This is a genomic window from Rhizobium sp. Root1204, assembly GCF_001424965.1.
Lineage (GTDB): Bacteria > Pseudomonadota > Alphaproteobacteria > Rhizobiales > Rhizobiaceae > Pararhizobium.
This window is the reverse complement of record NZ_LMCZ01000004.1, coordinates 17,224-38,923: the sequence shown is the minus strand read 5'-3', so window position 1 is coordinate 38,923 and position 21,700 is coordinate 17,224. Positions and strand designations below refer to the sequence as shown.

Genomic DNA, 21,700 nt, shown 5'->3' with positions numbered 1-21,700 from the left:
CGAAGCTTGCCGTTTTTCCTTCTCCCCGTCTGCGGGGAGAAGGTGCCCGTTAGGGCGGATGAGGGGCAAGCCACGCGCTCAATTAAAGCGAATGAACCAGTTTTCCGGCAACATAGGTTTGAACGGCCCGGCCGGTAAAGCGGGCATTTTCAAACGGTGTGTTTTTCGAACGGGACACGATCGCATCCTTGCCGAAAATCCAGGGCTCTTCCAGATCGATCAGCGTGATGTCGGCCTTGGCGCCGGGTTTCAGTGTGCCGGCATCGAGCCCGAAAATCTGGGCTGGGCGTGTCGATAGGGCATCGATCAGCCGCATCAGCGGCACGGAGCCGCTGTGATGGAGGCGGAGCGCAGCAGCCAGCAACGTCTCCAGCCCGATCGCGCCGTCGGCAGCGTCGGCAAATGGCAGACGCTTGGTGTCGACGTCCTGCGGATCGTGCGATGAGACGATGATGTCGATCGTGCCATTGGCCAGCGCCTCGACCATAGCGACACGGTCGTCTTCGCCACGCAGCGGCGGCGAGAGCTTGAAGAAGGTCCGGTATTCGCCGATGTCGTTTTCGTTGAGGGTCAGGTGATTGATCGAGATGCCGCAGGTAACGTTGGCGCCGCGCTTGCGAGCGGTGGCGATCGCTTCTGCCGATTCCGGCAGCGAGATCTTTGCCGCATGATAGGCGCCCTTGGTCAGTCCGGCGATGCGCAGGTCGCGCTCCAGCGGAATAATCTCGGCTTCGCGCGGCACGCCGGAAAGGCCGAGCCAGCTGGCAAGCAGTCCTTCGTTCATGACGCCACCGGCACCGAGATATTTGTCGCGCGTCTCGAGCGAGATGACGGCGCCGAATTCGCGGGCATAGGTCATGGCGCGGCGAAGGACGAGCGTGTCGTGCACCGGGCGGCGGCCATTGGTGAAGCAGACGGCACCGGCTTCGCGCAACAGCCCGAATTCGGTCATCTCTTCGCCATCGAGATGTTTGGTCAGTGCTGCGGCCGGGTAGACATTGACCAGCGCCTTGTCGCGCGCCGTCTTCTGAACGAACTGCACCAGCGCGATATCGTCGATGACCGGATCGGTATCCGGCATGGTGATGATAGAGGTGACGCCACCGGCAGCGGCAGCCCGCGATGCTGATTCTATGGTCTCGCGATATTCGCCGCCGGGTTCGCCAACAAAAACGCGGGCATCGACCAGGCCGGGCACGGCAACGAGGCCGGTGCAATCCTTGACCTCAGCACCATCCGGAACACCCTGGTTCTGGGCGGATTGTCCGGCAGCAACGATCAGGCCGTTTTCGACAATAACAGTGCCGGTTTCATCGAGATTGCGGGAGGGGTCGATGATGCGCAGGTTTTTCAGGACGAGGGCGTTGCTCATGTGCGTGGCCCCTGGTTCTGCGAAAGAAGAAGCGTTTCCATCACCGCCATGCGCACCGCGACCCCCATTTCAACCTGCTGCTCGATGACGCTCTGCGGCCCGTCGGCGATTTCCGAGGCGATTTCGACGCCGCGGTTCATCGGGCCGGGATGCATGACGAGCGCGTCTTCCTTGGCAGCTTTCAGCTTTTCGGCATCAAGCCCATAATAGCGGAAATATTCGCGCACCGAAGGAACGAAGGAGCCGGCCATGCGCTCACGCTGCAGGCGCAGCATCATCACCACGTCGGCGTCCTTCAGGCCTTCTTCCATCGAGTGATAGACCTCGGCACCCATGTCGGCGATGCCGGAGGGGAGGAGAGTTGCCGGGGCAACGACACGGACGCGGGCGCCCATCTGGTTCAGCAGAAGAATGTTGGAGCGGGCAACGCGCGAATGCAGGACGTCGCCGCAGATGGCGACGATGATGCGCGACAGCTTGCCCTTGGCGCGGCGGATGGTCAGCGCGTCGAGCAGCGCCTGGGTGGGATGCTCGTGTTGTCCGTCGCCGGCATTGACAACGGAGCAGGAGACCTTCTGGGCAAGCAGCGCTGCCGCACCGGCGGACGAATGGCGCACCACCAACACATCCGGATGCATCGCATTCAGCGTCATCGCCGTATCGATCAGCGTTTCGCCTTTCTTTACCGAGGAATTGCTGACCGACATGTTCATCACGTCGGCACCCAGCCGTTTGCCCGCGAGTTCGAAGGAGGATTGTGTCCGCGTCGAGGCCTCGAAGAACAGGTTGATCTGCGTCAGGCCGCGCAGAGTCGTTGTCTTCTTCTCTCTCTGGCGGGAAATCTTGACGGCTTCGTCGGCCCGGTCGAGCAGGACGGTGATATCCTGTTCGTTCAGGCCCTTGATGCCGAGCAGGTGGCGATGCGGAAAGAAATCCATGGGGAGCCGCCTCATTTGGTGAAGTTGCGAGGGTCTATAATGACTGCGGCGTCACCCGGCAAGGCAAAGGCTGCGCAAACCCGCCGCATACCCACGCTTTTGTGGCCATAACGCACCGCGCGCAAATTGTTGCGGGAAGCGGCATTTATCCCGTCGCGATGCTGTTCCTAAGCATGTGGACTTGGGTTAGAAACGCGGCATGACTCTGAACCGCACCGAACAGAAACTCGCCGATCTGAACCAGCCGAAACCCTGGTCGGGGATCAATGCCTTCCGCTCCGACCCGCTGCTGGTCGACATTGCCGCGTCGATGCCGCGCTCCTTGCGCGACGATTTCGAGACGATCGGCCGTTACGTGACCTCACCGGAAGCGCAGGATCTGGCGCGCATGGCCAATGAGGGCGTACCGAAGCTGCGCACCCATGGGCCGCGCGGCGAGCGGCTGGATCAGGTGGAATTCCACCCCGCCTGGCACGCGCTGATGCGCCGGTCAGTAACATCTGGTCTGCATGCGTCTGCCTGGGAAAACATCGCCGATGAGCGCGGACGTTCGCACAAGGCACGGGCGATGCGCTTCTATTTGACGGCGCAGTTGGAATGCGGCCATCTCTGCCCGTTGACCATGACCAGCGCGTCGGTCGCCGCGATCTCGGCGTCGCCGGCTGTTCAGAAGGAATGGGCTCCAAAAATCCTGTCGCGAAAGTATGATTCGTCCAATCGTCCGTGGATGCAGAAAGCCTCCGTGACCGTTGGTATGGGCATGACGGAAAAGCAAGGCGGTACGGATGTGCGCGCCAACACCTCGACGGCGGAACGGGTGGGCGAGGGGATCTATCGCCTCAACGGCCACAAGTGGTTCATGTCGGCGCCGATGAGCGATGCCTTCGTCATGCTGGCACAGACCCGTGATGGTCTCGGCTGCTTCCTTGTTCCGCGTCTTCTCGAAGATGGGTCAGCCAATGGCCTCCGCTTCCAGCGCCTGAAGGACAAGCTCGGTAACCGCTCGAACGCTTCATCCGAGGTGGAATTTTCCGATACGTTCGGTTTCGTGCTTGGCTCGCCGGATGCCGGCATCCGCACCATCCTCGACATGGTGACGCTGACGCGGCTGGATTGCGCGTTGGCCTCCGCCGGTATGATGCGGGCGTCGCTGGCCGAGGCGGTGCATCATGTGCGCGGCCGCAAGGTCTCCGGCAAGCCGCTGGTCGCTCAGCCGATGATGACGCGGGTTCTGGCCGATATGGCGCTCGATGTCGCTGCCGCCAGCGCCTTGTCGTTCCGTCTTGCGGAAGCCTTTGACAAGGCGCGCGACAGCGCAGAAGACGCGGCCTATGCGCGGATCATGACGCCGGTTGCGAAATACTGGAGCTGCAAGATTGCGCCCGGGCTGATCGCCGAGGCGATGGAATGCATCGGCGGCAGCGGTTATGTCGAGGAACGGCCGATTGCCCGGCATTATCGCGAAGCTCCGGTCAATGCGATCTGGGAAGGCTCCGGCAATGTCATGGCGCTGGATGTTTTGCGCGTGCTCACCCGCGGCAAGGATCTGTTCGAACTGCTGTTCCAGGTGATCAGCCGCGATCTCGGCCCATCCGCCAAGAAGACCGTCGACGTGCTGCGCGCGGCGGCATCACTCTGCGAGCGTGACGAAGGGGCCGCCCGCATGCTGGTCGAGCAGCTGGCACTGGCTGCCGCGGCCGCAGAACTTTACCGTCTGGGGGCAGGGCGGATTGCCGACGCGTTCCTGGAATCGCGGTTGGCTGCCGGTTGGCGCTCGACCTATGGCATGCTCGATTCGCGTTTTGATTCCACCTATATCGTCGACCTGCTTTATCCGGCGGCGATATAACCGGTCACCGTCAGGACGAGCGGAATCGTAAAGAACGACACGACTGTCTGGATGGTGGCGACAGCGGCATAGAGCGGCGCGTCGCCACCCATCTGTTTGGCCAGCAGATATCCGTTCATAGCCGTCGGTACGCTGGCGCCAAGCGCGATCACCAGCAGGGCATCGCCGCGAATGCCGAGAGAATAGGCGGCACCGACCATGAACACCGGCATGACGATCAGTTTTAGAAAGACCGCGAGCAGGGCGGTCATGCTTGGCCGCAGCGCGTCGGAAACCTTGAGACCCGCCCCGACCATCACAAGGCCGAGGCTGAGCGAAGCGCTCGCCAGCATCTCGACGGCGGTCAAGATTGGCCCGTAGACGGGAACCTGGACGAAGTTCAGCACGATACCCAGCACCGAGGCGACGATCAGCGGGTTGGTGGCGATCTTGAAGGCAAAGAATCGCAAGCCCTTCGGACCGCCGTTGAAGCCGATCAGCACGCCGATATTGTAGAGATTGATCGGGATGATCACCAGGGTCATCACCAGCGCCGTCAGGCTGAGGCCCAGTGGCCCATAGAGTTTCTGGGCGATCGCCAGCGCCATGAAGCCGTTCCAGCGCGTCGCCGTCTGGAAGATCGAGGTGAAGGCGGCGGACGAGACGTGGCGGGCACGCAGCAGCGGCCAGAGCAGCAGCAAAAACGCCGACATCAACGTGATGCTGCCGATTGTTGCCAGTGCTGTCGCATCCGTCTTCATACCGGCAAAGTCGGCCGTCGCCAGCGTCGAAAACAACAGGGCCGGGAACAGGACGTAGTAGCCGAGCTGTTCCAGCCCTTCCCACAATGTGTTGTCGACCAGCGATGAGCGTTTCAGCCAGACGCCCAGCGAGACGAGCAGGAAGATCGGCAGGATGCTTTCGAAGATGATCGTCATGAAAAAGGCGGCCTGAATAAGGGAGGAGCCCACCGATAGCCGCTTGCTCACAAAGCGGCAACCGCGCCGCCCGGAAATTAACCTTAACAATTGGTTTACGTTGCGCGGACAGGGTTAACGGGCAAGAGTGGCACTGAAGAGATTTTTAACGCTTTCGGAATGGAGCACGTTCGGTGAGAACTGGCTTGGTCATCATCATGACGATGTTTTTTGTAAGCCTTGCGCTCGATCTGGCGGTTCCGGCTCTAATCCTCGTGAGCTTGCTCGCTCTGGATTGGCTGTCGGCGCAGATCAAGCACGGCATATTCGTGGAGGGGAGAACAGTATGAAGTGGTTCCTTATCCTCTGGGCCTGCCCGGTCATCCTGCTCACCGGCTGGTACGGGCTATCCTATTACGACATGAGCTTCGGCATCTTCATGCTGACGCGTCAGGCGCATGATCTGGTGTTTGCGATTTATGGCAATGTGCTCGGTATTCCGCCGGAAACCATTCCGCCGCTGGTGGCGCGCGCCATCGTCTTCGACAGCTTTTTGGTGTTTGCCATCATTGCCTACCGCAAGCGCCGCGACATCCGCGCCTGGTATAACAAGCGTTTTCCGCCGGCTCAGAAGGACGAATCGGGTTCCGCAGCCTTTGCCAAGGATGCCAACCTGTCGAGCGCGCCCTGAAGAATGAACGAGGCGGCGGCCGAATCGATCCGGTCCGCCCGCTTCTTCCTCGAAACGTCCATCTCGATCAGCACCCGCTCGGCCGCCACCGTCGATAGCCGTTCGTCCCAGTAGATGAACGGGATAGCGGTTTTTTGCGCCATGTTGTGCACGAATGCCCGGGTCGCCTGGGCGCGGGGACCGGCGGAGCCGTCCATGTTGATCGGCAGGCCGATGACGAAGGCGGCAATCCTTTCCTTCTCCGCGACGGCAAGTAGCGCTTCCGCATCCAGCCCGAACTTCACCCGCTTGATCACCTCACGCGGCGTTGCAAAGCGGCGTCCGAGATCGGAAACCGAAATGCCGATAGTCTTGGTGCCAAGGTCGAGCCCGGCGATGGCCTGATTGGGCAGGAGGGCGGTTGCGAGGTCTTCGATGCTGAGAACAGCCATGTGATTTGCCGATTCGGTCTTTTAGGATTACTCGGGTGATCCATATCCCTATCCTGCCGCCAAATCATCCCCGCTGTAAATCAAGGAGTATTGTCATGAAGATCAAGTGGCTCGGACATTCCGCGTTCCATCTGGAAACCGCCAAATCGAAAATCCTCATCGATCCGTTCTTCACCGGCAATCCGTCCTTTGACGAATCTTCGCGCAAGGATGCGGCTGCTGGCCTGACCCACATTCTTCTGACCCACGGTCATGGCGACCATGTCGGCGATACGATTGCGCTTGCCAGGGAAACCGGTGCGACCGTCGTTGCCAATGCTGATCTCGCGGCATGGCTGGGCTCGAAGGGCGTCCATGCGCTCGAAATGGGCAATACCGGTGGCACCATCCATCTCGATGGTTTTTCGACCACCTTCGTCAATGCGCTGCATTCCTCGGCGCAACTGACTGAAGATGGCGTCTCACATTCGCTCGGCAACGCCAACGGTCTTGTCCTGCATTTCGAGGACGAACCGACGCTGTATCATATGGGCGATACCGACATCTTCTCTGACATGGGATTGATCCACGAACTGCACCAGCCGGAAATCGGTCTCGTTCCGATCGGCGACCGGTTTACCATGGGCGGTGCCGTGGCAGCCCTTGCCTGCCAGCGCTTTTTCAAGTTCGCAACGGTTCTGCCTTGCCACTATGGTTCGTTCGGCATCATCGACCAGACGCCGGATCTGTTCATCGCCGGCATGGATGGCGCGTCAGTGAAGGTGGAAGCGCCGGCTGTTGGCGGCATTGTTGCCGTCTAAGACGGCTCGGCATGCATTCCCCCGTTGCGTGGGCGCACCGCGGCTATTATAGCGGGGGGAAAGTTCCTTGAAGACCGGAGACACCCATGTCCGTAGACCTCGCCACCGTGAAGCGCGTCGCGCGCCTTGCCCGCATTGCCGTCACCGAAGAGGAAGCGCAGCGCATGACCGGCGAACTGAACGGCATTCTCGGTTTCGTCGAGCAGCTTTCCGAGGTCAATGTCGATGGCGTCGAGCCGATGACATCCGTAACTCCGATGGCAATGAAGAAGCGCACGGACGCCGTAACCGACGGCAACAAGGCGGATGACATTGTCGCCAATGCGCCGATCGAGGATCGCAATTTCTTCCTCGTCCCGAAGGTTGTCGAGTAATCTTTGCCGCTGCCGCCGCCCGAACGCACCCGATTTTGAAAGCCTGCCCATGACCGACCTGACCCGCCTGACCATCGCTGAAGCGCGTACCAAGCTGAGCTCCAAGGAAATCTCCGCCGTCGAACTGACCGAGGCCTATATCGGCGCGATCGACGCGGCCAATGGCGCGCTGAATGCCTATGTCGTCACCACGCCGGACAAGGCCCGCGAGATGGCCAAGGCGTCGGATGCCCGTATCGCCAGCGGCAAGGCCGGCGCGCTCGAAGGCATTCCGCTCGGCATCAAGGATCTGTTCGGCACAGAAGGTGTCCACACCCAGGCCTGCAGCCACATTCTCGACGGCTTCAAGCCGCGCTATGAGTCGACCGTCACCCAGAACCTGTGGAACGACGGTGCCGTCATGCTCGGCAAGCTCAACATGGACGAGTTCGCCATGGGTTCGTCGAATGAGAGTTCCTATTACGGCCCGGTGAAAAACCCCTGGCGCGCCAATGGCTCGAACCTTGATCTGGTTCCGGGTGGCTCCTCCGGTGGTTCCGCTGCTGCCGTGGCCGCCTTCCTCTGCGCCGGTGCGACCGCGACCGACACGGGCGGCTCGATCCGCCAGCCTGCCGCCTTCACCGGCACCGTCGGCATCAAGCCGACCTATGGCCGCTGCTCGCGCTGGGGCATCGTCGCCTTCGCGTCGTCGCTCGATCAGGCTGGCCCGATCGCCCGCGACGTGCGCGATGCGGCGATCCTGCTGAAGTCGATGGCATCGGTCGATGCCAAGGATACGACCTCCGTCGATCTACCGGTCCCCAATTACGAAGCCGCGCTCGGTCAGTCGCTGAAGGGCATGAAGATCGGTATTCCGAAGGAATACCGCGTCGATGGCATGCCGGGCGAAATCGAAACGCTCTGGCAACAGGGCATTGCCTGGCTAAGGGACGCCGGTGCCGAGATCGTCGATATCAGCCTGCCGCACACGAAATATGCGCTCCCGGCCTATTACATCGTCGCCCCGGCAGAAGCCTCGTCCAACCTTGCCCGCTATGACGGCGTCCGCTACGGCCTGCGTGTCGATGGCAAGGACATTGCCGACATGTATGAAAAGACCCGCGCTGAAGGGTTCGGAACCGAGGTCAAGCGCCGCATCATGATCGGCACCTATGTCCTTTCGGCAGGCTACTACGATGCCTATTACCTGCAGGCCCAGAAGGTCCGCACGCTGATCAAGCGCGACTTCGAGCTGGCCTTCCACGCCGGTGTCGATGCGATCCTGACACCAGCAACCCCGTCCTCCGCTTTCGGCATTGCCGACGAGGATTTGGCATCCGATCCGGTCAAGATGTACCTCAACGACATCTTCACCGTGACGGTCAACATGGCCGGCCTGCCGGGCATCGCCGTCCCCGCCGGTCTCGACCACAAGGGCCTGCCGCTCGGCCTGCAACTGATCGGCAAGCCGTTCGAGGAAGAAACGTTGTTCAAGACAGCGCATGTCATCGAACAGGCCGCGGGAAAGTTCCAGCCTGCCAAGTGGTGGTAAAGACGGCCTTCCATCTTCGCAACATGACTGCCTCGGAGGCCGGGGCAGTTGCGCGGATCGGATATGAAGCCTGGAAATCGAACCGTGTTCACCAGAGCTGGTTTGAACCCAACGTCGAAACGCGTGTCGAAGATGGTTTTCTGACCTTCGCCGGCAATCCGGATGCTGACGTCATTGTCGCTGTAGCTGCAGGCGAGATTATCGGCTGGGGCGCCCGCGATAGCCGCGAACATCCCGGTGACCGGTCTCGCGGCTGGAATTATATCTCAGACATCTGGATTGCTCCGCATTGGCAGGGCAAGGGAGTCGGCTCGGCGCTGATTGGCGAACTTCTTGCGCGGATGCGGGTTGAAGATCTCGGTGTCGCCGGCATCGAGACTGATGCGTCCAACGATGCGGCTCTGTCTCTCTATAAAAGACTGGGATTTATGCAGGTCTGGCACGGCACCGATTTTTCTCCGTCGCTCGGTCTCGATCAGACCAAGGTGCGTCTGGAAAAACCGCTTCCGTGATGCTCTACTTGCGGCGGAAGGGGATCGCTGCATGATGATTGTTCGCCTCGCGCGCGAAAATGAGGTTCCGGCTCTGGCCGCGATCGGGCTTGATGCCTGGGAAAAGGCGGTTTCCGGTGTTGCCGATGCGCAAGCCATGCGCCGCGTCGCCGAATTGTCCTTCCTGTCCTTCCTGCGTTCGAACTGGTTTTCGGTGAGCGTCATTGAAACGGGCGGTGCCGTGGCGGGATGGGCCGCGCGTGAAGATAAGGACGGCACGATCTCTGATCTCTGGGTTGAGCCATCTCTGCAGCGAAACGGCCTTGGCTCGTCGCTGCTTGCCGATCTGGAGCAGAGGATTTTCACCGGTGGTTTCGAGGCTGCCATGATCAGAACTCATGTGCAGAATGCCCAGGCTATCGGTTTCTTCCAAAAGCACGGATACGCGATCAGCTCGCTGTCGACCGCCTACGCGCCGAAGCTCGATCGCGATGTCGAGTCTGTTGGTATGACGAAGATGTTTGTGGAGGTGGCTGCTCAACAGGGCCAGCAATGGTTCTGAAGAGAAACCGGCGAGACCGAATGAACGGCCCCGCCGGTTTTGTTTTGTCAGCGGTTGTTTAACTGCGCACGCACGAGAAGGAGGCCGCGCTCAGTAATCCGATAGGGCTTGCCACCGGACGATGAGATCGCCTTCTTTCGTTTCAATTTACGAAACATCTCCAAACCGAAACCGGGATAGAGCCAGCCGTCACGGGTGAAGCACCGGGCGCCGCCGATGGTTTTACCGTCCAGGCGCAGGATTTCGATGCGGCCGCCTTGGGCCATAAGGTGAAGAATACGCTGTTCGTCGCGTGAAATATCCATTGATGTTGAGATCCGAAAAGCGTTCGCATGAACGCATGAAAACGGGTCTGCCGTTCAGTCGAACGTCAGGGCTTCGTTTTCGTGGCCCGAGCGCACAAGCAAACTTGCGCGCAGGGGCCTTCAGGCAATCTCGGATATCGAGAACATCAAAACTCCAAAAGGGACGGTCACTTTTAAGCAAAGCACAACGATGCCGTCAAGAATGCCCTGCGAACATGAGCGATTGATGCATACCAAGACCGGCCATGACGCCATCGGCGGAAACAAGCGTGATGTTGCCGAAGGCGCGGGCATTATCCCCGGCCGCATAGACCCCGGCGACGTTGGTTGCCTTGACGGCATCGATTGTGAGGATCTTTCCGGCAGGTGTGTCCTGCAGGGTGCAGCCAAGGCATTCGGCGATCGTACCGCGGATATGCAGTTCAGCCGCGACGAAGAGTGCCTTGACGTCGAAGGTCCGGCCACTCTCCAGCCGCACGCGCAGCCTGTCGCAGGTGCCTGCCTCGACCACGCTGACCGTGCCGGGCTGGAGCCTGACGTTGCGGCGTTCGAGAAGGGCAAGTGCCTCCTCGTCCGGCTCCGGCATGCCATTGGTAAACAGGGTGACATCGCCCCAGTCGGCAACCACAGCTGCCTGATGCGCCGACATCGGCTGGGTCGCCAGAACCCCGATCGGCCCGCCGCCGATTTCGTAACCGTGGCAATAGGGGCAATGCAAAACCGTCTTGCCCCAACGCTCGGCCAGGCCGGGGATGCCGGGCAGGCGGTCTTCGATGCCGCTGGCCAGAAGCAGTCGTCTTGCGGCAACCGTGCCGTGGCCGGCTATGCTGACATGAAAGTCATCGATCTTGCCTCCCGCAGAGTCAGCCTCGCCCTCGATGAAGGTTACGGTGGGGTAGGCAGCCAGCTGAGCCCGCGCATCGGCCAGTATCTCCAGGCCGGATTTGCCATCATGTCCCAGAACGCCGTGAGAATGGGCTGCGAAACGGTTGCGTGGCGTACCGCTGTCGATGATGGTGACGTGGCGCCGGGCTCGGGCGAGGATATAGGCGGCGGATAATCCGGCGAAACCGCCACCGATGATGACTGCGTCCTGTTGCATGCTTGTTCCTTCCATAGCTCCGCCCGCCGGAAGTTTTGGGAAGTCCGGGGGCGGGAGACTTTTTGTCGGTGTTGAATGTCAGCCGGGCTGGTTCAGTGCGGCCCGATGTTCGGCAAAGCGCCGTTTGAAGTCAGCGGCGAGGGTTGCGAGCGTCACCTCGCCAAGCCGTGCAATCAGCATGGCCTCGGCATCGCGAAAAGCGTCGTCAAGCGCGTGGTTGACCGCCTGTTCGACAAGGCAAGCAGGGTTTTCCATGGCGTTGCCCATCTGGAAGAGCATCGGTTCGCCAAGTGCTGTATAGATGTCGCGCATGGTTACATCGTCCAACGGCCGTGCAAGCGTCCAGCCGCCGCCATGGCCGCGGCCGGAGGTGACGAGACCTGCTTCGCGCAGTCCGGCCATGGTACGCCGGACAACGACAGGATTTGTCTGCAGGCAGGCGGCCAGCTCGTCCGACGTCATCGGGCGCTCGCGTTCTGCCATATGGAGCAGCGCATGCAGCACTGCGGAAAGTCGGCTGTTTCTTTTCATGTAATAATAATAGTTACGAATCGAGGCGTAAGTCAAGTTGCGATGGCCAGGTGAGGGAAATCAGTCAGCGGTGAGGCAGCCTTCAAGAATGAAAAACATGGCCGGCGAGCACCCATGGCAGAGCCAGAAGTCCCACGGAGGCAACGGCGGCGTGCAGAACGAGGATCGCCGTCAGTCGGGTGCGGAAGGGTTCCTTGCGCGTCTTGTGACGCAACAGCCGCTGGGCGGCAAAGGCGCCGAGGCTTCCTCCGAGAAACGCCAGGCTTAAAAGCTTGTTTTCCGGAACGCGCCATTTTCCGCCGCGCGCCGCAGCCTTATCCCACCAGAAGACGCAGAACGTCACGATGTTCAAGACAAGAAACAGGGCGATGAGCGAGAGACAGGTGGTCATGCCGATAGAGTGCCGCAAAAAATTGAACAGATCGCAAACGCCCGGCGATAAGGCCCAAACCGTCACACCGGATGTGACAAGCCTTGCACGCCATAGCCAATTGTTCTACCCAGAGACACACGAATTGAAGCTTAAAGAAGAGCATTCCATGACACTCGTCGACGTCCGCATCTCCGAACCGAAACGCTATATTCCTGGCGCCACTGGCGATTGGGAAGTTATCATCGGCATGGAAGTCCATGCGCAGGTGCTCAGCAATTCGAAACTGTTCTCGGGTGCCTCGACAACGTTCGGCAATGCGCCGAATTCCAATGTGTCGCTGGTCGATGCCGCCATGCCTGGCATGCTGCCCGTCATCAACGAAGAATGCGTCAAGCAGGCCGTGCGCACCGGTCTTGGCCTCAAGGCGCAGATCAACAAGCGTTCGATCTTCGACCGCAAGAACTATTTCTATCCGGATCTGCCGCAGGGCTACCAGATTTCCCAGTTCAAGGATCCGATCGTCGGCGAAGGCCAGATCGTCATCTCGGTCGGCCCGGACCGCCAAGGCCAGTTCGAGGATGTCGAGATCGGCATCGAACGCCTGCATCTGGAACAGGACGCAGGCAAGTCGATGCACGACCAGAGCCCGACCATGTCCTATGTCGATCTTAACCGGTCCGGCGTGGCGCTGATGGAAATCGTCTCCAAGCCGGACATGCGCTCGTCGGATGAGGCCAAGGCCTATATGACCAAGCTGCGCTCGATCGTGCGCTATCTCGGCACCTGTGACGGCAACATGGACGAAGGCTCGATGCGCGCCGACGTCAACGTTTCCGTGCGCCGCCCGGGCGAAGGCTTTGGCACGCGCTGTGAAATCAAGAACGTCAACTCCATCCGTTTCATTGGTCAGGCGATCGAATACGAAGCCCGCCGTCAGATCGGCATTCTGGAAGAGGGCGGCTCGATCGATCAGGAAACCCGCCTGTTCGACCCGAACAAGGGCGAGACCCGCTCGATGCGCACCAAGGAAGATGCGCATGATTACCGCTATTTCCCCGATCCGGACCTGTTGCCACTGGAATTCGACGATGCGTTCGTTGAGGCGCTGAAGGCCGATCTGCCGGAACTGCCCGATGACAAGAAGGAGCGGTTTGTCCGCGATCTCGGTCTCTCCGTCTACGATGCTTCCGTGCTCGTTTCGGAAAAGGCGATTGCGGATTATTTCGAGGCTGTAGCCGCTGGCCGCGACGGCAAGATTGCCGCCAACTGGGTGATCAATGACTTGCTCGGCGCCTTGAACAAAGCTGGCAAAGCCATTGAAGAGACTCCGGTTTCGCCGGCCCAGCTCGGCGGCATCCTGGACCTTATCAAGTCGGAAGTCATCTCCGGCAAGATCGCCAAGGACCTATTCGAAATCGTCTGGACCGAGGGCGGTGACCCGGCCGAGCTGGTCGAAAGCCGTGGCATGAAGCAGGTGACAGACACTGGCGCCATCGAAAAGGCCGTCGACGAAATCATTGCCGCCAATCCGGATCAGGTCGCCAAGGTTCAGGCCAAGCCGTCGCTGGCCGGCTGGTTTGTTGGTCAGGTGATGAAATCAACCGGTGGCAAGGCCAACCCGCAGGCCGTGCAGGCGCTGGTCAAGGCCAAGCTCGGCATCGAGGACTGAGCAATTCCAGGAAAAGTGTGACGCGGTTTTCCGTCCGGAATTGCGATTGAAAGGCCCAAAACATGTTCTTCGTCCGCACAGCCACGGAGCGGGATCTGGCGAAAGTCTCGGCGCTTCTCGGCGAGACTGCCCACGCCACCTATGATGCGCAATACGGTGCCGAAAAAATCAACGAGATGACGGCGAAGTGGCACTCCGTGGCGGCGCTGAAGGCCAATCTTCAACGCAAGAACGGCGAATTCCTTGTCGCCGACGACGGCAAGGTGCTCGGCGGTATGGGCTTTGCCTCCATGTCGGAAACGCTGCATGAAACTGCCGTGTTGCACCAACTTTATGTCCTGCCGCAATTCCAGCGGCAGGGAATTGCCCGCGATATCTTCGCCGAACTCGAAACCTGTTTCCCTTATGCAGGTACGATGCTGGTGGAAGTCGAGGAGAACAACGCGAAAGCCATCGGGTTCTACGAGGCGCATGGCTTCGTCAGGGCAGGGACCGGAACAGATACCTGGGGCATTGCGACGATCGTGATGGAAAAGCCTCTCGACTGAGGCTGAGCTGAGTGCTGGCCGCGCCCTTGTCACATTTCCTTCTTCATCCGCTGGCAAGCCACGGGTAGAAATCGGGAATCGGAAGACATGCACGCACCAAAGCTCAATGTGTCGATCAGGCTGGCCAAACGCGAAGACCTCACCGACATCATCGCCCTATTCGCTGCCGACATGATCGGCGGTCATGGCGATACCACCGCTCCAGATGCCTTCCCTGACTATCTCGCAGCATTTGACCGGATCATCGCCACACCGAACGAGTCGCTCTATGTCGCCGAACTTGATGGCGCGGTGGTCGGTACGTTTCAAACCACGGTGCTGACGACACTCTCCGGCCGGGGTAGCTCCAACCTGCTGATCGAAGCGGTGCAGACCCGGAAGGATATGCGTGGCAGGGGGATTGGAGAGACAATGATGCGGTTTGCCATCGAATCAGCCCGTCAGCAGGGTCTTTCCAAGATCCAGCTGAGTTCAAACAAGGCGCGTGTCGATGCTCACCGGTTCTACGAGCGGGTCGGGTTCGAACCTTCGCATCTGGCCTTCAAGATTCGGTTGAAATAGCGGCTTTGCCACGGAAACGCTGGACAAGCGGCGGCCTGCGCGGCATAAGCGGGGCAGTATTCTAGGACATTCCGCGCATTGTTTGGCGCGGTCAAGGACGGACATCATGAAGTCTCTGCTGCAGATTTTTACCTGGTGGAATGGACAGACGATCGGTACCCGCTTTCACACCTGGCGCTTCGGCAAAAGGGTGGGCGAAGATGCGGCCGGTAATGTCTATTATCAGGGTGGCAAGGACTCCGAAGGCCGCACGCGCCGCTGGGTGATCTACAACGGTTATGCCGACGCTTCCGCCATCCCTCCGGGCTGGCACGGCTGGATGCATCACCGCACCGACGTTTCGCCGGCTGATGAAAGCTACAAGGCGCGCGAGTGGCAGAAGCCGCACCAGCCGAACGGCACTGGCTCCGCTCAGGCCTACCGGCCGCCGGGCTCGATCAACGCCACCGGCGAGCGTCCGCGCGTCACCGGCGACTATGATGCCTGGACGCCACGCTCCTGAACCGGATCTGCAAACAGTTGTTCGCGATTGCACCGCAGGCATCATGCCGCGGCCACATTTGATGTTTAGCGCCTGATACCCGGTGATATGGCCGGGGATTGCGCGGGAGACGGGCGTTAGAATGGTAGTTTCAAGTCAGCGAATTCTAAAGCGCCGGTTTTTTGCGGCAGCCTCGCTGTTCGCGATTGCCGGCACCGCCGTTCTTTCCATGGTGACGGCCGCCGACGCAGCCCGAATTACCAATCCGGTCGCCGTCTTTTCCGGCATCGATAAGATCACCGGCCGCATTACCACCTTTGATGTCTATATCGGCGAAACCGTGCAGTTCGGCGCGCTGCAGGTGACGCCGCGCGTCTGTTATAGCCGCGACGATACCGAAGCGCCGAAGACCGACACGTTCGTCGAAGTCGACGAGATCACGCTCGACCGCAAGATCCGCCGCATCTTCACCGGCTGGATGTTTGCCGACAGCCCGGGCCTGAATGCCGTCGAGCACCCCGTCTACGACGTCTGGCTGAACAGCTGCAAGGCAAAATCCGACCTGCCGCCACCGGATTCCGCAGCCAAGCAGTAAACCGGTTTTCGGCAACCCAGTTTTCGATTGTCAGAATTTCAGATGCGGCGTTGCGATTGCGCGCGCCAGCATCTTTTCATAGCGCGCCTTCGGCACGTCGATCGCGCCAAAATTCTTCAAATGCTCGGTGGTGAATTGTGTGTCGAGCAGGAGAAAGCCCCGCTTTCGCAAACGTTCGACCAGATGCACAAGGCAGATCTTCGAGGCGTCCGTGCGGCGTGAAAACATGCTTTCGCCGAAGAAGGCCGAGCCGAGCGAGACGCCGTAGAGGCCGCCGACCAGCTCATCGTTCTCCCATGCCTCGACACTATGCGCGTGGCCCATGCTGTGCAGCGTCGTGTAGAGCGAGCGGATCTTGGCGTTGATCCAGGTGGTCGGGCGATCCGGGGCAGGGGCGGCGCATCCTTCCATGACATGTTCGAACGCCGTGTCGTAACGGATATCGAACGGTACGCGGCGGATCGTCTTGGCAAGGCTTTTGGAAACGTGGAAATCGTCGAGCGGGATGATGCCGCGCAATTCGGGCTCGACCCAGAACAATTCGGGATCGTCAGCGCTGTCGGCCATCGGGAACAGCCCGATGGAATAGGCCCGCAACAGCAAATCCGGTGTAATGTCCGGCTGCCTGCTGCGGGTCCCTTTCATTCAAAACCTCATTCGGCCGATTTGGCCAGGTAGTTTTCCAGCCAATGGATATCGTAGTCGCCGTTGGCGATGTCCTGATTGTTGATCAGGTCCTGGAACAGAGGCAAGGTCGTCTTGACGCCATCGATGACGAATTCATCGAGCACGCGGCGCAGGCGCATCATGCACTCGACGCGGGTGCGTCCGTGCACGATCAGCTTGCCGATCAGGCTGTCGTAATAGGGCGGGATCTTGTAGCCCTGATAGACGCCCGAATCGACGCGAACACCAAGGCCACCCGGCGCATGGAAATGCGTGATCGTGCCGGGCGAGGGCACGAAGGTGCGCGCATCCTCGGCATTGATACGGCATTCGATGGCATGGCCGGAAAAGACGATCTCGTCCTGCGTCACCGAGAGACCACCGCCGGAAGCAACGCGGATCTGCTCGTGAACGAGGTCGATACCGGTGATGGCTTCGGTGATCGGATGCTCGACCTGCAGGCGGGTGTTCATCTCGATGAAGAAGAACTCGCCGTTTTCGTAGAGGAATTCGATCGTGCCGGCGCCGCGGTATTTCAGCTTGCGCATGGCATCAGCGCAGATTTCGCCGATCTTCATCCGCTGCTCGACATTGAGCGCCGGTGAATTGGCTTCTTCCCAGACCTTCTGGTGGCGGCGCTGCAGCGAGCAGTCGCGTTCGCCGAGATGAATGGCATTGCCTTCACCGTCGCCGACGACCTGGACCTCGATATGGCGCGGCTTGCCGAGATACTTTTCCATGTAGACGGCGTCATTGCCGAAAGCGGCAAGCGCCTCGGCACGGGCGGTCGATACTGCCTCGGAAAGTTCTTCCTCGTTCTTTGCCACTTTCATGCCGCGACCGCCGCCGCCGGCAGTCGCCTTGATCAGCACGGGGAAGCCGATTTCGCGGGCGATTTCCAGCGCGTTTTCCGGCTTCACTTCGCCGGCAGAGCCCGGAACGACAGGAATACCGAGCGATTTCGCGGTTTCCTTCGCGGTGATCTTGTCACCCATGATGCGGATGTGATCGGCGGTCGGTCCGATGAAGGTAATGCCGTGCGCGTCGAGGATATCGGCGAACTTGGCATTTTCCGACAGGAAACCGTACCCCGGATGCACGGCGTCGGCGCCGGTGATCTCGCAGGCGGCAACGATCTGGTGAATGTTCAGATAGCTGTCGCGCGATGGCGGCGGGCCGATGCAGACGCTCTCGTCGGCAAGGCGCACGTGCATCGCATTGGCGTCGGCGGTCGAATGAACCGCAACGGTGGCGATGCCGAGTTCCTTGCAGGCGCGCAACACCCGAAGGGCGATTTCGCCGCGATTGGCGATGAGGATCTTTGAAATCATCGGCGCGGCCTATTCTATGACGACAAGCGCTTCGCCGTATTCGACCGGTGCGCCGTCTTCAACGAGGATTTCGGTGACCTTGCCGGAGCGCGGCGCCGGAATCTGGTTCATCGTCTTCATGGCTTCGATGATCAGGATGGTCTGGCCTTCCTTGACGGTCGCGCCGACTTCAACGAACGGACGCGAGCCGGGGGCAGGCGACAGGTAGGCCGTGCCGACCATCGGTGCGGTAACCGCGTTCTTGGAGGTCCGTGCGGGTTCCGCAGCCGAAACCGCGGAAATGCCAGCGGAGGCGATCTGGGCCGGTGCTGCGACCGGAACCGGAGCGGACACGTATTGCGGCGTACCGGCGCGCGAAACGCGGATACGCAGATCGTCCTGTTCCACTTCGATCTCGGTGAGATCGGTTTCGTTCAGGATGTTGGCGAGATCGCGGATCAGCGACTGGTCGATGCCGGGTTTCTTGTCAGCCATGGGATATGAGCCTCGTGTTCTTTTTATTTCGTCTGTTGTGTGAGTGTCTTTAGCGCATTGAGCGCCAGAATGTAACTGTCGGCGCCAAAGCCGCAAATCACGCCCTTCGCCGCTGGTGCCAGCATCGATTTGTGCCGGAATTCCTCGCGGGCATGAACATTGGAGAGATGTACTTCGACGACCGGAATGCCGATCGCCTTGGCCGCATCGTGCAGCGCGATCGATGTGTGGGTGTAGGCACCGGCATTGATGGCGATGCCCTGTGCGACGCTGCCTGCTTCATGGAACCAGTCGATGAGGTCGCCTTCATGATTGCTCTGGCGGCAGACAACATTGAGCCCCAGCAAATTGCCATGCTCGACGCACATCGCCTCGATGTCGGCCAGTGTCTGGCCCCCATAAATACCGGGCTCGCGTTTGCCGAGCGCGTTGAGGTTGGGGCCGTTCAGCACGAAAATGGTCGATGGCATATGGGATCCGGTCCGATAGTCGAGCGCTACCTATAGACCGGCGAACAGCCGAGGAAAAGCCCTTTGACCCCCCTCGGCATTTGTCCACAAGCCATAACGGGCTGCTTTGCTCAAAGTGGGCTTAGCAAACGGTCTTGCCGCAGGTACGGACGTTGGTGACTTTCGTTTCAATCTCTTCGGCGCCGACGGCACCGTAGACGGCTTCCTTGCCGATCACGTAGGACGGAGTGCCCGTGATGCCGAGATCGTTGGCCAGCGTATAAACTTCCCTGACGGCGTCGTCCTGCGTGTTTTCTGCCATCTTCTTGCGCAGATCCGCTTCGGAAACGCCAAGGCCGGTCGCCACCGCCATTGCGGTCTCCTCGTTGGCGCGGTCTTCTCCGCCGAGCAGGGCGCGATGGAAATCACCGTATTTTTCCGGCGCGATGGCGCGGAATGCGGTACTGACCTTATGCGCCGCCATCGAGTCCGGTCCGAGAATCGGCAGCTCCTTCAAGACGAAGCGGACGTTCTTGTCCTTTTCGAGAATGGTTTCCATGTCGGACAAGGCGCGTTTGCAATAGCCGCAATTGTAGTCGTAGAATTCGACGATGGTAACATCGCCGTTGGGATTGCCGAGCGTCACGTCATAGGGCGACTGGAAGATCGCCTTTTCATTGTCGGTGATGGCGGCCTGCGCCTGCGCCGACTGTTCGTCGGCCTGCTTCTTCTTCAGCGACTGCTGGGCCTCGAGCAGGATTTCCGGATTGGCGACGAGGTATTCCCGGATGAAGTCACCGATTTCCTGCTTCTGTTTGGCATCCAGCGCGTAAGCTACCGGAGTGGTCGCGGCGCTTGCCGTCAACAGGATAAGCGAAGCGGTGATGATCTTGCGGGCGTTAAATGCCATGATGGTCCTCGTTGTCTTTCGTTGCTGCAGTCTGTCGTTCAAGTACTAAGGCCACGTCAACAGGCGTGTTTGAAGGACAACAGAATATCGCCGCCGACCATAGGGTGGCGCGGCGCCAAACGAAACCGCAAAATCGGCGGAAATGCGGCGCTCGCGCACTTGTGAAGCCCTTTGCGATCAGGCACATGCCTGTCACGTCAAAAATATCGAGGATGTGCCGTTGAAGCCCCTTTCCGTTCGCAGTTCCGTCGAACCGTTCCATGCCATGGACGTTCTGGCCGAGGCTACAAAACGCCGCGAGGCGGGTTATCCGGTGATCTCGATGGCCGTTGGCCAGCCGAGCCATCCCGCACCGAAGGCCGCACTGGAGGCCGCGCGAACCGCACTCGATCACGGACGCCTCGGCTATACCGATGCGCTCGGCACCTCGTCATTGAGGCTGGCAATCGCTCGCCATTATCGCACCCGCTATGGCGTCGATATCGACCCGCAGCGCGTTGCCGTGACAACGGGATCGTCGGCCGGCTTCAATCTGGCCTTCCTGGCGCTGTTCGATCCAGGTGATTGCGTGGCCATCGCCCGCCCGGGTTATCCGGCCTATCGCAATATCCTGGCAGCCCTCGGCCTGACTGTTGTGGAAGTCGAAGCGGATGCCGAGAGCGGTTTCACGCTGACGCCGCAGAACCTGGAAGCTGCGGCCAAGAAGGCGGGAAGGCCGCTGAGCGGCGTTCTGCTCGCCAGCCCGGCCAATCCGACCGGCACGGTCACGGGCAGGGCAGGGTTGAAAGCACTTGCCTCCTATTGCCACGACAATAATATCGCCTTCATCTCGGACGAGATTTACCATGGCCTGACATTCGCCGGCGAAGAGACGACTGCACTTGCGGTGACAGGCGAGGCCGTGATTATCAACTCGTTCTCGAAATACTACTGCATGACCGGCTGGCGGATCGGCTGGATGGTCCTGCCCGAATCCCAGGTCCGCGCCTTCGAGCGGATCGCCCAGAGCCTCTACATCTCACCGCCGGAACTGTCGCAGATCGCTGCTGAAGCGGCACTCGGCTGTGAGACGGAACTGGATGTCTACAAGGGGTCCTATAGCGTTAATCGCGACCTGCTGCTGAAGCGCTTGCCGGAGATCGGCTTTACCATCGCCTCGCCGATGGACGGGGCTTTCTATGCCTATGCCGATGTCAGCCGTTTCACCAATGACAGCATGGATTTTGCCCGCAAGATGCTGGCTGAGATCAATGTCGCGGCAACGCCGGGGCTGGATTTCGATCCTGTCGAAGGCCATCGCATGATGCGGTTTTCCTATGCTGGTGCACGCGCCGACATGGTCGATGCGATGGATCGCATCGCCCGCTGGCTGGCGTGATCCCGTAGAAATTTCAGGCTGTTAGCGGACTTTCCGGATTCTGTCTGTCACGGCTGTGAATCGGATTGGGAAGTGGCCTGACTTCGATCCACCCGTGCTCATGCGCGCCCAGCGGACGCGCATGCCGGCAATGGATGTCTAAGGGGCTAGCTCAGCGGCAAATGCGAATCTTCCGGATGACGCGGTTACCGTACTCGTCCGTCTTGCGGACTGTCCTGATCACACAGACTGGTTCAAAGGCCGTGTCATAACTCTTGTAGTAAAAGTCGTTGTAGCGCTGGCGGCTCGTGCTGTCAGCTTGTGATGTCGCTGCAAGCGAAATCGTGGGAATGGCGACGAGCGCGGCTGCGACAAGGAAACGTCGCATGATTGCCTCCTCCTGTTGGCACTGG

At 60.1% G+C, this 21,700-nt stretch carries 28 protein-coding genes; 14 read left to right on the top strand and 14 right to left on the bottom strand.

The window, feature by feature from the left end; all coding sequences use genetic code 11:
- Positions 1–82 precede the first annotated feature (82 nt).
- Together ASC96_RS05750 and ASC96_RS05745 are read right to left on the bottom strand one after the other, a co-directional pair.
- Positions 83–1,372, bottom strand: coding sequence for a dihydroorotase (locus ASC96_RS05750; protein ID WP_060502105.1), 1,290 nt, complete (start codon positions 1,370–1,372; stop codon positions 83–85).
- On the bottom strand, positions 1,369–2,310 hold the full coding sequence (locus tag ASC96_RS05745) for an aspartate carbamoyltransferase catalytic subunit (protein WP_037107845.1): 942 nt from the start codon (positions 2,308–2,310) through the stop codon (positions 1,369–1,371). Before ASC96_RS05745 ends, ASC96_RS05750 begins: the two co-directional genes overlap by 4 nt.
- Before the next feature lie 199 nt (positions 2,311–2,509).
- Here ASC96_RS05745 and ASC96_RS05740 point away from each other — a divergent pair, with 199 nt between their 5' ends.
- Positions 2,510–4,159 (top strand): acyl-CoA dehydrogenase family protein, encoded by a 1,650-nt coding sequence (locus ASC96_RS05740; protein WP_060502104.1) that lies wholly within the window; start codon positions 2,510–2,512, stop codon positions 4,157–4,159.
- On the opposite strand, the gene ASC96_RS05735 is transcribed toward ASC96_RS05740, so the two are convergent.
- Entirely contained in the window at positions 4,141–5,076 is a 936-nt protein-coding gene (locus ASC96_RS05735) for an AEC family transporter (protein WP_060502220.1), read from the bottom strand. The genes ASC96_RS05740 and ASC96_RS05735 overlap by 19 nt on opposite strands.
- Before the next feature lie 185 nt (positions 5,077–5,261).
- On the opposite strand from ASC96_RS05735, the gene ASC96_RS32485 reads away from it, so the two are divergent.
- Together ASC96_RS32485 and ASC96_RS05730 are read left to right on the top strand one after the other, a co-directional pair.
- Entirely contained in the window at positions 5,262–5,405 is a 144-nt protein-coding gene (locus ASC96_RS32485) for a hypothetical protein (RefSeq protein ID WP_156393935.1), read from the top strand.
- Complete coding sequence (locus tag ASC96_RS05730) at positions 5,402–5,746, top strand: DUF6105 family protein (RefSeq protein WP_060502103.1); 345 nt, start codon at positions 5,402–5,404, stop codon at positions 5,744–5,746. The genes ASC96_RS32485 and ASC96_RS05730 overlap by 4 nt, the downstream gene beginning before the upstream one ends.
- On the opposite strand, the gene ruvX is transcribed toward ASC96_RS05730, so the two are convergent.
- On the bottom strand, positions 5,683–6,177 hold the full coding sequence (ruvX, locus tag ASC96_RS05725) for a Holliday junction resolvase RuvX (RefSeq protein WP_060502102.1): 495 nt from the start codon (positions 6,175–6,177) through the stop codon (positions 5,683–5,685). The genes ASC96_RS05730 and ruvX overlap by 64 nt on opposite strands.
- Positions 6,178–6,272: 95 nt before the next feature.
- Here ruvX and ASC96_RS05720 point away from each other — a divergent pair, with 95 nt between their 5' ends.
- From ASC96_RS05720 to ASC96_RS05700, 5 genes are all read left to right on the top strand, one after another.
- Entirely contained in the window at positions 6,273–6,977 is a 705-nt protein-coding gene (locus ASC96_RS05720) for a metal-dependent hydrolase (RefSeq protein WP_060502101.1), read from the top strand.
- A gap of 86 nt (positions 6,978–7,063) precedes the next feature.
- Positions 7,064–7,351, top strand: coding sequence for an Asp-tRNA(Asn)/Glu-tRNA(Gln) amidotransferase subunit GatC (gene gatC, locus ASC96_RS05715; protein ID WP_060502100.1), 288 nt, complete (start codon positions 7,064–7,066; stop codon positions 7,349–7,351).
- Positions 7,352–7,400: 49 nt separating this feature from the next.
- Positions 7,401–8,882 carry an Asp-tRNA(Asn)/Glu-tRNA(Gln) amidotransferase subunit GatA gene (gatA, locus tag ASC96_RS05710; protein WP_060502099.1) on the top strand — a complete coding sequence of 494 codons (1,482 nt, stop codon included), beginning with the start codon at positions 7,401–7,403 and terminating at the stop codon, positions 8,880–8,882.
- A complete protein-coding gene (locus ASC96_RS05705; protein ID WP_060502098.1) occupies positions 8,876–9,394 on the top strand; it encodes an N-acetyltransferase in 519 nt (172 codons plus the stop codon). Before gatA ends, ASC96_RS05705 begins: the two co-directional genes overlap by 7 nt.
- A 31-nt stretch (positions 9,395–9,425) precedes the next feature.
- Complete coding sequence (locus ASC96_RS05700) at positions 9,426–9,935, top strand: GNAT family N-acetyltransferase (protein ID WP_060502097.1); 510 nt, start codon at positions 9,426–9,428, stop codon at positions 9,933–9,935.
- Between the two features lie 47 nt (positions 9,936–9,982).
- On the opposite strand, the gene ASC96_RS05695 is transcribed toward ASC96_RS05700, so the two are convergent.
- The 4 genes from ASC96_RS05695 to ASC96_RS05680 form a co-directional block, all read right to left on the bottom strand.
- Positions 9,983–10,240 carry a YjhX family toxin gene (locus ASC96_RS05695; protein ID WP_060502096.1) on the bottom strand — a complete coding sequence of 86 codons (258 nt, stop codon included), beginning with the start codon at positions 10,238–10,240 and terminating at the stop codon, positions 9,983–9,985.
- A gap of 196 nt (positions 10,241–10,436) precedes the next feature.
- Positions 10,437–11,342 (bottom strand): NAD(P)/FAD-dependent oxidoreductase, encoded by a 906-nt coding sequence (locus tag ASC96_RS05690; RefSeq protein WP_060502095.1) that lies wholly within the window; start codon positions 11,340–11,342, stop codon positions 10,437–10,439.
- 78 nt (positions 11,343–11,420) lie between these two features.
- On the bottom strand, positions 11,421–11,873 hold the full coding sequence (locus tag ASC96_RS05685) for an Rrf2 family transcriptional regulator (protein WP_060502094.1): 453 nt from the start codon (positions 11,871–11,873) through the stop codon (positions 11,421–11,423).
- Between the two features lie 82 nt (positions 11,874–11,955).
- Positions 11,956–12,264, bottom strand: coding sequence for a DUF1294 domain-containing protein (locus ASC96_RS05680; RefSeq protein ID WP_200954933.1), 309 nt, complete (start codon positions 12,262–12,264; stop codon positions 11,956–11,958).
- A 148-nt stretch (positions 12,265–12,412) separates the two neighbouring features.
- On the opposite strand from ASC96_RS05680, the gene gatB reads away from it, so the two are divergent.
- From gatB to ASC96_RS05655, 5 genes are all read left to right on the top strand, one after another.
- A complete protein-coding gene (gatB, locus tag ASC96_RS05675) occupies positions 12,413–13,915 on the top strand; it encodes an Asp-tRNA(Asn)/Glu-tRNA(Gln) amidotransferase subunit GatB (protein WP_060502093.1) in 1,503 nt (500 codons plus the stop codon).
- A gap of 62 nt (positions 13,916–13,977) precedes the next feature.
- The gene (locus ASC96_RS05670; protein ID WP_060502092.1) at positions 13,978–14,463 is read left to right on the top strand and encodes a GNAT family N-acetyltransferase; all 486 of its coding nucleotides are present in this window, start codon (positions 13,978–13,980) and stop codon (positions 14,461–14,463) included.
- An 87-nt stretch (positions 14,464–14,550) separates the two neighbouring features.
- Positions 14,551–15,024 carry a GNAT family N-acetyltransferase gene (locus tag ASC96_RS05665; RefSeq protein WP_060502091.1) on the top strand — a complete coding sequence of 158 codons (474 nt, stop codon included), beginning with the start codon at positions 14,551–14,553 and terminating at the stop codon, positions 15,022–15,024.
- A gap of 106 nt (positions 15,025–15,130) precedes the next feature.
- The gene (locus ASC96_RS05660; protein WP_037107890.1) at positions 15,131–15,526 is read left to right on the top strand and encodes an NADH:ubiquinone oxidoreductase subunit NDUFA12; all 396 of its coding nucleotides are present in this window, start codon (positions 15,131–15,133) and stop codon (positions 15,524–15,526) included.
- Positions 15,527–15,647: 121 nt separating this feature from the next.
- Positions 15,648–16,100 (top strand): DUF2155 domain-containing protein, encoded by a 453-nt coding sequence (locus ASC96_RS05655; RefSeq protein ID WP_082511965.1) that lies wholly within the window; start codon positions 15,648–15,650, stop codon positions 16,098–16,100.
- A 30-nt stretch (positions 16,101–16,130) separates the two neighbouring features.
- Here the strand turns inward: ASC96_RS05655 and aat are convergent, their stop codons facing one another.
- The 5 genes from aat to ASC96_RS05630 all read right to left on the bottom strand — a co-directional run bounded on the left by aat (position 16,131) and on the right by ASC96_RS05630 (position 19,930).
- Positions 16,131–16,745: a leucyl/phenylalanyl-tRNA--protein transferase gene (gene aat / locus ASC96_RS05650; RefSeq protein ID WP_060502090.1), complete on the bottom strand. Its 615-nt coding sequence runs from the start codon at positions 16,743–16,745 to the stop codon at positions 16,131–16,133.
- Positions 16,746–16,753: 8 nt separating this feature from the next.
- Positions 16,754–18,097: an acetyl-CoA carboxylase biotin carboxylase subunit gene (gene accC / locus ASC96_RS05645; RefSeq protein WP_060502089.1), complete on the bottom strand. Its 1,344-nt coding sequence runs from the start codon at positions 18,095–18,097 to the stop codon at positions 16,754–16,756.
- Positions 18,098–18,106: 9 nt separating this feature from the next.
- The gene (gene accB, locus ASC96_RS05640) at positions 18,107–18,571 is read right to left on the bottom strand and encodes an acetyl-CoA carboxylase biotin carboxyl carrier protein (RefSeq protein WP_060502088.1); all 465 of its coding nucleotides are present in this window, start codon (positions 18,569–18,571) and stop codon (positions 18,107–18,109) included.
- 23 nt (positions 18,572–18,594) lie between these two features.
- Entirely contained in the window at positions 18,595–19,041 is a 447-nt protein-coding gene (gene aroQ, locus ASC96_RS05635) for a type II 3-dehydroquinate dehydratase (protein WP_060502087.1), read from the bottom strand.
- A 121-nt stretch (positions 19,042–19,162) separates the two neighbouring features.
- On the bottom strand, positions 19,163–19,930 hold the full coding sequence (locus tag ASC96_RS05630) for a DsbA family protein (protein WP_060502086.1): 768 nt from the start codon (positions 19,928–19,930) through the stop codon (positions 19,163–19,165).
- A 220-nt stretch (positions 19,931–20,150) separates the two neighbouring features.
- Between ASC96_RS05630 and ASC96_RS05625 the strand changes: the two genes are divergently transcribed.
- Positions 20,151–21,308 (top strand): aminotransferase class I/II-fold pyridoxal phosphate-dependent enzyme, encoded by a 1,158-nt coding sequence (locus ASC96_RS05625; protein WP_112834604.1) that lies wholly within the window; start codon positions 20,151–20,153, stop codon positions 21,306–21,308.
- 151 nt (positions 21,309–21,459) lie between these two features.
- Here the strand turns inward: ASC96_RS05625 and ASC96_RS05620 are convergent, their stop codons facing one another.
- Positions 21,460–21,675: a hypothetical protein gene (locus tag ASC96_RS05620; RefSeq protein WP_060502085.1), complete on the bottom strand. Its 216-nt coding sequence runs from the start codon at positions 21,673–21,675 to the stop codon at positions 21,460–21,462.
- Positions 21,676–21,700: the final 25 nt, after the last annotated feature.

Excerpts from the sequence above, each read along its gene's own strand:
- ASC96_RS05750 (WP_060502105.1), bottom strand. The coding sequence starts at position 1,372 with ATGAGCAACGCCCTCGTCCTGAAAAACCTGCGCATCATCGACCCCTCC.
- ASC96_RS05745 (WP_037107845.1), bottom strand. The coding sequence starts at position 2,310 with ATGGATTTCTTTCCGCATCGCCACCTGCTCGGCATCAAGGGCCTGAAC.
- ASC96_RS05740 (WP_060502104.1), top strand. The coding sequence starts at position 2,510 with ATGACTCTGAACCGCACCGAACAGAAACTCGCCGATCTGAACCAGCCG.
- ASC96_RS05735 (WP_060502220.1), bottom strand. The coding sequence starts at position 5,076 with ATGACGATCATCTTCGAAAGCATCCTGCCGATCTTCCTGCTCGTCTCG.
- ASC96_RS05730 (WP_060502103.1), top strand. The coding sequence starts at position 5,402 with ATGAAGTGGTTCCTTATCCTCTGGGCCTGCCCGGTCATCCTGCTCACC.
- ruvX (WP_060502102.1), bottom strand. The coding sequence starts at position 6,177 with ATGGCTGTTCTCAGCATCGAAGACCTCGCAACCGCCCTCCTGCCCAAT.
- ASC96_RS05720 (WP_060502101.1), top strand. The coding sequence starts at position 6,273 with ATGAAGATCAAGTGGCTCGGACATTCCGCGTTCCATCTGGAAACCGCC.
- gatC (WP_060502100.1), top strand. The coding sequence starts at position 7,064 with ATGTCCGTAGACCTCGCCACCGTGAAGCGCGTCGCGCGCCTTGCCCGC.
- gatA (WP_060502099.1), top strand. The coding sequence starts at position 7,401 with ATGACCGACCTGACCCGCCTGACCATCGCTGAAGCGCGTACCAAGCTG.
- ASC96_RS05700 (WP_060502097.1), top strand. The coding sequence starts at position 9,426 with ATGATGATTGTTCGCCTCGCGCGCGAAAATGAGGTTCCGGCTCTGGCC.
- ASC96_RS05695 (WP_060502096.1), bottom strand. The coding sequence starts at position 10,240 with ATGGATATTTCACGCGACGAACAGCGTATTCTTCACCTTATGGCCCAA.
- ASC96_RS05690 (WP_060502095.1), bottom strand. The coding sequence starts at position 11,342 with ATGCAACAGGACGCAGTCATCATCGGTGGCGGTTTCGCCGGATTATCC.
- ASC96_RS05685 (WP_060502094.1), bottom strand. The coding sequence starts at position 11,873 with ATGAAAAGAAACAGCCGACTTTCCGCAGTGCTGCATGCGCTGCTCCAT.
- ASC96_RS05680 (WP_200954933.1), bottom strand. The coding sequence starts at position 12,264 with ATGACCACCTGTCTCTCGCTCATCGCCCTGTTTCTTGTCTTGAACATC.
- gatB (WP_060502093.1), top strand. The coding sequence starts at position 12,413 with ATGACACTCGTCGACGTCCGCATCTCCGAACCGAAACGCTATATTCCT.
- ASC96_RS05670 (WP_060502092.1), top strand. The coding sequence starts at position 13,978 with ATGTTCTTCGTCCGCACAGCCACGGAGCGGGATCTGGCGAAAGTCTCG.
- ASC96_RS05665 (WP_060502091.1), top strand. The coding sequence starts at position 14,551 with ATGCACGCACCAAAGCTCAATGTGTCGATCAGGCTGGCCAAACGCGAA.
- ASC96_RS05660 (WP_037107890.1), top strand. The coding sequence starts at position 15,131 with ATGAAGTCTCTGCTGCAGATTTTTACCTGGTGGAATGGACAGACGATC.
- ASC96_RS05655 (WP_082511965.1), top strand. The coding sequence starts at position 15,648 with ATGGTAGTTTCAAGTCAGCGAATTCTAAAGCGCCGGTTTTTTGCGGCA.
- aat (WP_060502090.1), bottom strand. The coding sequence starts at position 16,745 with ATGAAAGGGACCCGCAGCAGGCAGCCGGACATTACACCGGATTTGCTG.
- accC (WP_060502089.1), bottom strand. The coding sequence starts at position 18,097 with ATGATTTCAAAGATCCTCATCGCCAATCGCGGCGAAATCGCCCTTCGG.
- accB (WP_060502088.1), bottom strand. The coding sequence starts at position 18,571 with ATGGCTGACAAGAAACCCGGCATCGACCAGTCGCTGATCCGCGATCTC.
- aroQ (WP_060502087.1), bottom strand. The coding sequence starts at position 19,041 with ATGCCATCGACCATTTTCGTGCTGAACGGCCCCAACCTCAACGCGCTC.
- ASC96_RS05630 (WP_060502086.1), bottom strand. The coding sequence starts at position 19,930 with ATGGCATTTAACGCCCGCAAGATCATCACCGCTTCGCTTATCCTGTTG.
- ASC96_RS05620 (WP_060502085.1), bottom strand. The coding sequence starts at position 21,675 with ATGCGACGTTTCCTTGTCGCAGCCGCGCTCGTCGCCATTCCCACGATT.